This window comes from Aeromicrobium sp. (genome assembly GCF_036676885.1).
GTDB lineage: Bacteria > Actinomycetota > Actinomycetes > Propionibacteriales > Nocardioidaceae > Aeromicrobium.
Genome location: NZ_JAKFCB010000356.1, coordinates 1 through 8,844, shown reverse-complemented (window position 1 = coordinate 8,844; position 8,844 = coordinate 1). Strand labels below are relative to the sequence as shown.

7 protein-coding genes and 1 pseudogene are annotated in these 8,844 nt (G+C 68.9%); 1 reads left to right on the top strand and 7 read right to left on the bottom strand.

Annotated features, from left to right (window positions below):
• Positions 1–680, bottom strand: a pseudogene (locus V6M46_RS16880) (HelD family protein); the annotation flags it as partial.
• Positions 681–910: 230 nt separating this feature from the next.
• On the opposite strand from V6M46_RS16880, the gene V6M46_RS16875 reads away from it, so the two are divergent.
• Positions 911–1,906: a carboxypeptidase-like regulatory domain-containing protein gene (locus tag V6M46_RS16875; protein ID WP_332667206.1), complete on the top strand. Its 996-nt coding sequence runs from the start codon at positions 911–913 to the stop codon at positions 1,904–1,906.
• Between the two features lies 1 nt (position 1,907).
• Here V6M46_RS16875 and V6M46_RS16870 read toward each other — a convergent pair whose 3' ends face one another.
• The 6 genes from V6M46_RS16870 to V6M46_RS16845 form a co-directional block, all read right to left on the bottom strand.
• Positions 1,908–2,705: an amino acid ABC transporter ATP-binding protein gene (locus V6M46_RS16870; protein ID WP_332667204.1), complete on the bottom strand. Its 798-nt coding sequence runs from the start codon at positions 2,703–2,705 to the stop codon at positions 1,908–1,910.
• Positions 2,702–4,189, bottom strand: coding sequence for an ABC transporter substrate-binding protein/permease (locus V6M46_RS16865; RefSeq protein WP_332667202.1), 1,488 nt, complete (start codon positions 4,187–4,189; stop codon positions 2,702–2,704). Before V6M46_RS16865 ends, V6M46_RS16870 begins: the two co-directional genes overlap by 4 nt.
• A 97-nt stretch (positions 4,190–4,286) precedes the next feature.
• Positions 4,287–5,033, bottom strand: a complete 747-nt coding sequence (locus tag V6M46_RS16860; protein ID WP_332667200.1) for an enoyl-CoA hydratase-related protein — start codon at positions 5,031–5,033, stop codon at positions 4,287–4,289.
• Between the two features lie 111 nt (positions 5,034–5,144).
• Complete coding sequence (locus V6M46_RS16855; RefSeq protein ID WP_332667198.1) at positions 5,145–6,305, bottom strand: acyl-CoA dehydrogenase family protein; 1,161 nt, start codon at positions 6,303–6,305, stop codon at positions 5,145–5,147.
• A complete protein-coding gene (locus V6M46_RS16850; protein WP_332667196.1) occupies positions 6,302–8,260 on the bottom strand; it encodes an ATP-binding protein in 1,959 nt (652 codons plus the stop codon). Before V6M46_RS16850 ends, V6M46_RS16855 begins: the two co-directional genes overlap by 4 nt.
• A gap of 29 nt (positions 8,261–8,289) precedes the next feature.
• On the bottom strand, positions 8,290–8,844 hold a 555-nt coding region (locus tag V6M46_RS16845), incomplete at its 5' end, for a carboxyl transferase domain-containing protein (protein ID WP_332667194.1).

The window sequence follows — 8,844 nt, the reverse complement described above, 5'->3', positions numbered from 1 at the left end:
CGCCGCCGGTCGGTGTAGAGCAGGTATGCCGCGCGGTGCAGCGCCACGACGGTCTTGCCCGTACCCGGGCCGCCGCCGATCGTGGTGGCGCCGCGGCTCGGGGCGCGGATCGCCTCGTCCTGCTCCTTCTGGATCGTCGCGACGACCGAGTGCATCGAGCTGTCGCGTGCCCGGGTCAGGCTCGCGAGCAGCGCACCCTCACCGACGACGACGAGGTCGTCGGGGGCGTTGTCGGCGTCGAGCAGGTCGTCCTCGATGCCGATGACCTTGTCGTTGGCGCAGCGCAGGACCCGGCGCCGGATGACGCCGGCCGGCTCCTGGGCCGTGGCCTGGTAGAAGATCGCGGCTGCCGGGGCGCGCCAGTCGATCAGCATGATCTCGCGGTCGGCGTCGCGTACGCCGATGCGGCCGATGTAGCGGGACTCCCCGTCGAGCATGTTGAGCCGGCCGAACACGAGCCCGTCGTGGGCGGCGTTGAGTGCGGAGAGGCGGAGCGATGCCTGGTAGACCATCGCGTCACGCTCGACGAGGCCACCCTCGTTGCCGACGTGACCACGCGCCATGCCCTCGACGACGAGGGACTGCGCCACCTTGGCGGAGGCGTCGAGGCGTTCGTACACGGAGTCGACATATGTCTGCTCCGCGTCGATCTCGCGCTGTTCCGCGTTGTTCGAGCTCACCCGACTCCTTTTCTTCCTAGAGAACTCATAAGTCTATTGGGTCGACGAAATATTCCGCAGGCAGTTGCCCGGACCGCGGGGACTTTGCCGTTTGAGCTCCATCACACGGCCGCCGGGAAGAGTGACAACCTGCCCTGTGCCAGTGCGACACACGACACGCCTGAGGTCGGCCATCTGCCTGCAATGACCGGCCATACTTGCTCGGGGGATCTCTCGCGTAAGGCATGTCGATGACTGGTGGATGGCGGGCGACGTTGCGAGTGGCTGCGGCGGCCTCGGCACGGCCGACCGCGAGCGCCCCGCGCGAGACCCCGGCCGTACGTACGTACGTCGTGGCGCAGGACCAGACGCCGCACGCCTTCGGACCCGCACCGATCGCGGCGCCCGCTCATGGCATCGGCTTCCGCTCGTCGCGTCAGGCCGCACCGGCCGCCGAGACCACCGTCGTGGGCCACGGCACCCAGGCGGCGGAGTCCGAGCACCCCGTGGTCGAGACCCTCATCGGACCGGATCCCACGCCCATGGCAGAGGATCGCGAGGAGGCCCCCCGTCCTCGGCACGCGGCCGATCCCGCCGCTGAGGTCGAGGAGGTCGCCGGCGACGTCGAGGTCGAGCTCGCGCTCGAGCAACCGTCGGTCCGGCCCGGTCGGCATCGGCGGGAGCAGAGCGCGATCAGCGGGACGGTCCGGAGCACCCGCGGCCGTGGTCTACGCGGCATGCAGGTCGAGGTGCTGGACGAGGCCTGGCAGGTCGTCGCCACCGCCGTCACGGGCACGGGAGGCGCGTTCGTCGCCGAGGACCTGGCTCCCGGAACCTATCGCGTGACGGCGATCGACCACATCGACGGCGAGTTCGGTGCCGGCTGGCACGCCGGCACGTCAGTCCCCCGCGCCGGCGTCCTGCGGGTCAAGGAGGGACGGACGCGGCGAGGCGTCGACATCACGCTCGCCTCGAATGCCGAGGTGAAGGTCGACGTGGACATCCGGCGCACCAAGGCGGTCCTGAGCATCCGGGTCGTCGAGCAGGCGACCGGCGTCCGGGCCAAGGGGTCGGTACGCGTGACGACCAAGCGGTTCAGCGCCGAGCTGCCGCTCACCAGGGGTCGTACGACCGTCAGCCTGTTGGGCTCGTCCGACGGATCACCCAAGTTGAGCAAGAAGGTCACGGTCGACTACCTCGGCACCAAGCACGTGCTGCCCGGCTCGGCCTCCGCCAGGCTGCGCTGAGTCAGGCCGGGTCGAGGATCCGCTTGAGGAACTGCTGCGTACGTTCCTCACGCGGGTCGCCGATCACCTGCGCGCTGGTGCCGCGCTCGACCACGACGCCCTCGTCGAGGAACAGCACCTGGTCGGCGACGTGCTCGGCGAAGCGGATCTCGTGCGTGACGAGGACCGTGGTCCAGCCCTCCGCCGCGAGGTCCTTGATGACCGACAGCACCTCGCCGACGAGCTCCGGATCGAGGGCCGAGGTCGGCTCGTCGAACAACATGACCTGAGGCTTGAGCGCCAACGCGCGGGCGATGCCGACCCGCTGCTGCTGACCGCCGGACAGCTGGAACGGGTACTGGTCGGCCTTGTCGCTGAGCCCGACCTGGTCGAGCAGGGCCTTGGCCTCGTCGACCGCCTCGTCGAGTGGACGCTTCTGGACCTGCACCGGACCCTCGATGACGTTCTGGATGACGGTCTTGTGCGGGAACAGGTTGTGGGCCTGGAACACCATGCCGCTCTGCGCCCGCAGCGCCGCGATCTGCTGGCGTGCGGATGCGCCCTTGTCCGGGAGCGTGCCGAAGTCGACCTCGACATGGTCGATGCGGATCGTGCCCGAGTCGGGACGCTCGAGGACGTTGAGCGAGCGCAGGATCGTCGTCTTGCCGGACCCGGACGGCCCGATCAGCACCGAGGTGCTGCCGGCCGCGACGTCGAGATCGATGCCCCGGAGCACGTGGTGGTCGCCGAACGACTTGTGGATGCCCCTCGCACGTACGCGGAGGTTGCCCATGTCATTGGTCTGCTGGATGTCGGTCATCTGGCCACGAACCTGTTCAGTCGGGTCTCGAGTCTGCCTTGGACGGAGGAGAGGCCCACGCACATGACCCAGTAGTAGAGCGCCGCCACACAGTAGAGCGGCAGGTACGCGCTGCTGTTGGCCGCGGCGAACTGTGCCTGGCGGGTCAGCTCAGTCACCGTGACGACCGCGAGCAGCGAGGTGTCCTTGAGCAACGAGATCAAGGTGTTGGACAGCGGCGGCACCGCGGTGCGAGCGGCCTGCGGGAAGATGATCCTCCGGTACGTCTGCCAGTAACCCATTCCCACCGTGGAAGCCGCCTCGAACTGGCCCTTGGGGACGGACAGGATCGCCGACCGGACGACCTCGGCCGCGTAGCCACCCACATTGAGGCTCAACGCCAGGATTGCCGAGGTCCACGGCGAGAACTTGATCCCGACCTCTGGCAGGCCGAGGAAGATGATGAACAGCTGCACGAGCAGCGGCGTACCGCGAATGATCGAGATGTATGCCTTCGCGATCGCGCTGAGGACTCGGCTGCCGGAGATCCGGGCGAGTGCTGCGGCGACGGCGAGGATGAGCCCGAACGCGAAGCTGATGATGGTGATCGGGATCGTCACGAGCAGGGCCTTCTTGAGCATCGGCCACGCCGCGTCCTGGATGACCTCGGTGTCACTTCGCGCCGCCCGCCCCCCGGACACGTCGACATCGCCGGCGTTCTCGACCGTGACGTCGGTCTTGAAGTACTTCTCCGAGATCTTGGCGAGTGTGCCGTCCGCCTTGAGCTCGGCCAACGCCTTGTTGGACTCCTCGAGCCGCGGATCGCCCTTGCGGAATGCCAGCACCTGCTCGCTGACCTCGTCGCCGGCGTTGCCGACGATCTCGATGTCGTCCTTGCCGGTCGTGTTGAGGTAGTCGAGCGCCGCGATGTTGTCGTTGATCAGCAGGTCGGCCCGGCCCTGGACGACCAACGCGGCGGCTTGGGAGAACCCCTCGACGGCCTGGATCTTGGCGCCGGCCTTGCGCGCGACGTCTGCCCAGCTCGTCGTGATGGACTCCGCCGCGGTCTTGCCCTTGATGTCCTTCAGGGTCTTGATGCCCTTGGTGCCCTTCTTGACCACGATGACGCCGCGCGAGTACGTGTAGGTCGTGCCGAGGCCGTACTTCGCGTCGCGCTCGGGGTTGAAGGTGACCTGGTTGGCGATGACGTCGATCCGCCTGGCCTCGAGCGCGGTGAAGATCGCGTCGAACGTCGTCTCGACGAACTCGAGCCGCCAGCCGGCCTTCTTGGCGACCGCCTTGATGACCTCGATGTCGAAGCCCGTGAGCTTGTCGGTCTTGGCGTCGTGGAACGAGAACGGCGGGTAGACGCCCTCGGTGCCGACGCGGACGACTGGACGGTCGTCGGCCTGGGACACGTGTGTCGTGGTCGCGGCGGCGCTGCCGGCCGGCAGCACGACCAACCCCACGAACGCCAGGACGAGCAGCCTCACGGCATGACGCATTGATTTCTCCTAGGTGGTGAACCACCGAGGGTTTCCCCGATAGACGAGACAGTAGCCCTGTTGTCGCCGCAGCGGCGTTGTCTCGCCGGCCGGACTCCTACTTGCCCTTCGAGAGGAACGCGCTCATCGCCTCGCGCGCCTCGTCGCTGGCGAACAGCTCAGCCGACTTCGCCGCCACCTCGTCGCCGAAGGCGTCGATGCGGGCGACCAGGTCGTGGTTGAAGATCTTCTTGCTCTCGCGCAGACCCTGGGGGTACGCCTTGCAGAGGTCGGCGAGGACGCCCGCAATCTCCGTCCGGAGCTCGGTGTCGGGCACGGCGCGGGTGATGAGACCGGCGTCGGCAGCCTCGGCGGCGTCGAACTTCCGGGCCGTCAGGAACAGGTCCGCGGCCGCGCGCTCACTGAACCGCGGGATCAGGCTCAGGGAGATGATCGCCGCCGCCAGCCCCAGGCGTACCTCGGTCAGCTGGAACGTCACCGACTCCGCAGCGATGACGATGTCCGCGGCACCCACGATGCCGAGGCCCCCGGCACGCACCGGGCCGCCGAGCTCCACGACGACGGGCTTGGTCGCCGTCGCGATCTGCCGCTGGAGCGCGACGATCGCCCTGGCCCCCTCGGCCATGCCGCCGCTGACCGCCTCGGTCATGTCCGCGCCCGAGCAGAACACCGTGCCGGCCGACCGGATCAGGATCGCCTTGGCGCTCGCGTCGGCGTCCGCCGTCGTGAGATGCGCGACGAGCTCGGTGACGAGCTGCTTGCTCAGGGCGTTGCGGTTGCGCTCGCTGTCGAGCGTGATCGTGGCGACCTGGTCGGCCACCTCGAGATGCACTAACTCAACCATTCAGATCCTCCTTGGGTAGATGGTGACCATAGGGCGGCCGGAGGCCGCCAGACGGGCCGCGGTGAGCGCCAGCGAACCGCGGATTGAGCGCGAGGAACGAGCGCGGCCCGGCTAGTACGACTTGGGCAATCCCAGGGAGAACTGGGCGATGAAGTTGAGCACCATCTCCTTGCTGACCGGTGCGATGCGTGACAGGCGCGAGCCGGCCAGCATCTGCACCAGACCGTACTCGTTGGCGAGGCCGTTGCCGCCGTGGGTCTGGATCGCCCGGTCGACCGCGTTGCACACGGCCTCGCCCGCGGCGTACTTCGCCATGTTGGCCGCCTCGCCCGCCGCCATGAAGTCGCCGGACACGTAGAGCGCCGCGGCCTTCTGCGTCATGAGCCGCGCCATCTCGATCTCGATGAACGTCTGGGCCAGCGGGTGGGCGATCGCCTGGTGCGAGCCGATCGGGGCCTTCCACACCTGGCGCTGCTTGGCGTACTCGACGGCCTTCGCGAGCGCGAGCCGGGCGGTGCCGGTGGCGAACGCGGCGCCCATGATGCGCTCGGGGTTGAGCCCCGCGAACAGCTGGTCGATGCCGGCGTCCTCGCTGCCGATCAAGGTGTCGGCGGGGACGCGTACGTCGTCGAAGAACAGCGTGAACTGCTTCTCCGGCGAGGTGATGCCCATGTCGATCTGCTGATACGTGAACCCCTCGACGTCGGTCGGCACGAGGAACAGCGCGGGCTTGAGGTTGCCGGTGCGGGCGTCCTCGGTGCGCGCGACGACCAGCACGTGGCTCGCCTCGTCGACGCCGGAGATGTAGGTCTTGGTGCCCTTGAGGCGCCAGCCGTCGTCCTCTCTGTATGCCGTGGTGATGATCTGGTGCGAGTTGGACCCGGCATCGGGCTCGGTGATCGAGAACGCGAATGTCGAGGTGCCGTCGGCCAGCCCCGGGAGCCAGCGCTCCTTCTGGGCCTGCGTGCCGTACTGCGCGATGATCGTGCCGACGATCGCCGGCGAGACGACCATCAGCAGCAGCGGGCTGCCGGCCGCGGCGAGCTCCTCGCAGACCGCCGCGAGGTCGCCGATGTCGCCGCCTCCGCCGCCGAACTCCTCCGGCACCGCGACGCCGAGGTAGCCGAGCTTGCCCGCCTCCTCCCACAGCTCGGTGGTCTTGCGTCCCTCCTTGGCGGCCTTCTCGAAGTAGTCGCGGCCGTACTTCGCGCCGAGATCGGACACGGCCTTGCGAAGCGCGAGGCGCTCGTCTGACTCGGTGAAGTTGTTCATGACTCTTCTCCTGTTTCGGTCATTGAGCCTGTCGCAATGACTGCGAGTACGGCGCCGGACTCGACCTGGCTGCCGGGTGAGACGGAAAGGTCTGACACGACGCCGTCGGTCGGCGCGGTGAGGGTGTGCTGCATCTTCATGGCCTCGAGCACGACCACGACGTCACCCTTGGTGACGTGCTGACCGTCGGCGACCGCGACGCTGACGACGGCGGCCGGCATCGGCGCGAGCAGCGATCCTTCGGCGACGACGTCCGCCGGGTCGACGAAGGTGGGCACGGGGGTCAGCGTGATCGAGCCCTGCGGCCCGTCGACGTCGACCCATTTCGCTTGTCCTGAGCCTGTCGAAGGGCCGACAGAGACGTCGTACGTCTGGGTGATGCCGTCGTCGTCGAGCACGACTCGCGTGGGCGTCGCCTCGACGACCGTGACGCCCTCCAGGTCGTGCTGCACGAAGCCCGCGGCGTACGAGACCGTGATGCCGTCCGCGTACGTACGCGTCCTCGGCTGGCTCGGGACATTGCGGTATGCCGTCGGGATCCGACCCAGCACCTTCGCACTGGCCGTCGCCGTGGTGGCTTCCGCCAACGCAGCCGCGAGGGCCGCCAGCCGAGTGCCCCGCTCGCCAAGCCGCGGCTTCGACCACGCGGCGAGCCGCTCGTCGAGCAGCGCGGTGTGGACGCGGGCGGCGGCGAACTCCTCGTCATCGAGGATCGACCGGAGGAAGTCGAGGTTCGTCGAGACTCCGTGGATGCGCGTACGCCTGAGGGTGTCGCCGAGCGTGCGGATCGCGGTGGCCCGGTCGGTGCCGTGTGCCACGACCTTCGCGAGCATCGCGTCGTAGTGGATGCCGACGACCGAACCCGCCTCGACGCCCGAGTCGACCCGCACGCCGGCCGGGACGTCGAACGTACGAACCGTGCCGGTCTGGGGCTGCCAGGAGTCGGCCGGGTCCTCGGCGTAGAGGCGCACCTCGATCGCGTGACCGTGCGGGCCGCTCGGCTCCTCACCGAGCTGTGCACCCTCGGCGACCGCGATCTGCTTCGCGACGAGGTCGACGCCGAACACCTCCTCAGTGACCGGGTGCTCGACCTGGAGCCGGGTGTTCATCTCCAGGAAGTACGCCTTGCCGGTGTCGAGGTGCGCGTCGGCGACGAGGAACTCGACCGTGCCGGCTCCGACGTAGTCGACCGCCTTGACCGCCGCGCGCGCTGCGTCGTGGAGCGTCGTGCGTACGGGATCGCTGACCGCGGGGGCGGGCGCCTCCTCGACGACCTTCTGGTGCCGGCGCTGGATCGAGCAGTCGCGGTCGCCGACGACCCAGCACGTGCCGTGCGTGTCGGCCAGGACCTGCACCTCGATGTGGCGGGCGGTCGGCAGGTAGGGCTCGACGAACACCGTGGCGTCGCCGAACGTCGACAGCGCCTCGGCTCCCGCGACGGCCAGCTCGCCCTCGAGGTCGGCGGGATCGCTGACGACCCGCATGCCGCGGCCACCACCGCCGGCCGACGCCTTGACCAGCAGCGGGAAGTCCTCTGGTGTCGCCGCAGAGGCGTCGACCGAGAGGATCGGCACCCCGCCGGCGGCCATGAGCTCCTTGGCGCGGATCTTCGAGCCCATCGCGTCGATCGTCTCGGGGGCAGGGCCGATCCAGGTCAGGCCGGCAGCGGCGACGGCGCGGGCGAAGTCGGCGTTCTCCGACAAGAAGCCGTAGCCGGGGTGGATCGCGTCGGCGCCGGCCTTGAGTGCGGCGGCGATGACCAGGTCACCACGCAGATAGGTGTCGGTCGGCGCGCTGCCCGGAAGGCGTACGGCGAGGTCGGCGTCGGCGACGAACGGCGCACCCGCATCGGCGTCGGAGTGGACCGCGACGGTACGGATGCCGAGCTCGCGGCACGTCCGGAACACCCGCCGCGCGATCTCCCCACGGTTGGCGACGAGGATGGAGCGGATCATGCGAGGTCTCCTTGCGTGGTCACGCGTACTCATGTGCGGAACACCCCGTATCCCTCGGCGCCCTTGACCGGGCGCGTGTTGATCGCCGAGAGGCAGATGCCGAGGATCGTGCGCGTGTCCCGCGGGTCGATCACCCCGTCGTCGTAGAGCATCCCCGACGTGAAGTACGCGAGCGACTCCTTCTCGATCTGCTCCTCGACGTACGCCCGCATCTGGGCGTCGGCCTCCTCGTCGTACGGCTGGCCCTTCGCCTCGGCGGCGCCCCGGGCGACGATCGAGATGACGCCGGCGAGCTGCGCCGGACCCATGACGGCGGACTTCGCGTTGGGCCAGCTGAACATGAAGCGCGGGTCGTACGCCCGCCCGCTCATGCCGTAGTGCCCGGCGCCGTACGACGCCCCGATCACGACCGAGAGGTGCGGCACGGTGGAGTTCGACACCGCGTTGATCATCTGCGCGCCGTACTTGATGATGCCGCCCTGCTCGTACTCCGCACCGACCATGTAGCCCGTCGTGTTGTGCAGGAACAGCAGCGGCGTGTCGGTCTGGTTGGCGAGCTGGATGAACTGCGTCGCCTTCTGCGC

Excerpts from the sequence above, each read along its gene's own strand:
- V6M46_RS16875 (WP_332667206.1), top strand. The coding sequence starts at position 911 with ATGACTGGTGGATGGCGGGCGACGTTGCGAGTGGCTGCGGCGGCCTCG.
- V6M46_RS16870 (WP_332667204.1), bottom strand. The coding sequence starts at position 2,705 with ATGACCGACATCCAGCAGACCAATGACATGGGCAACCTCCGCGTACGT.
- V6M46_RS16865 (WP_332667202.1), bottom strand. The coding sequence starts at position 4,189 with ATGCGTCATGCCGTGAGGCTGCTCGTCCTGGCGTTCGTGGGGTTGGTC.
- V6M46_RS16860 (WP_332667200.1), bottom strand. The coding sequence starts at position 5,033 with ATGGTTGAGTTAGTGCATCTCGAGGTGGCCGACCAGGTCGCCACGATC.
- V6M46_RS16855 (WP_332667198.1), bottom strand. The coding sequence starts at position 6,305 with ATGAACAACTTCACCGAGTCAGACGAGCGCCTCGCGCTTCGCAAGGCC.
- V6M46_RS16850 (WP_332667196.1), bottom strand. The coding sequence starts at position 8,260 with ATGATCCGCTCCATCCTCGTCGCCAACCGTGGGGAGATCGCGCGGCGG.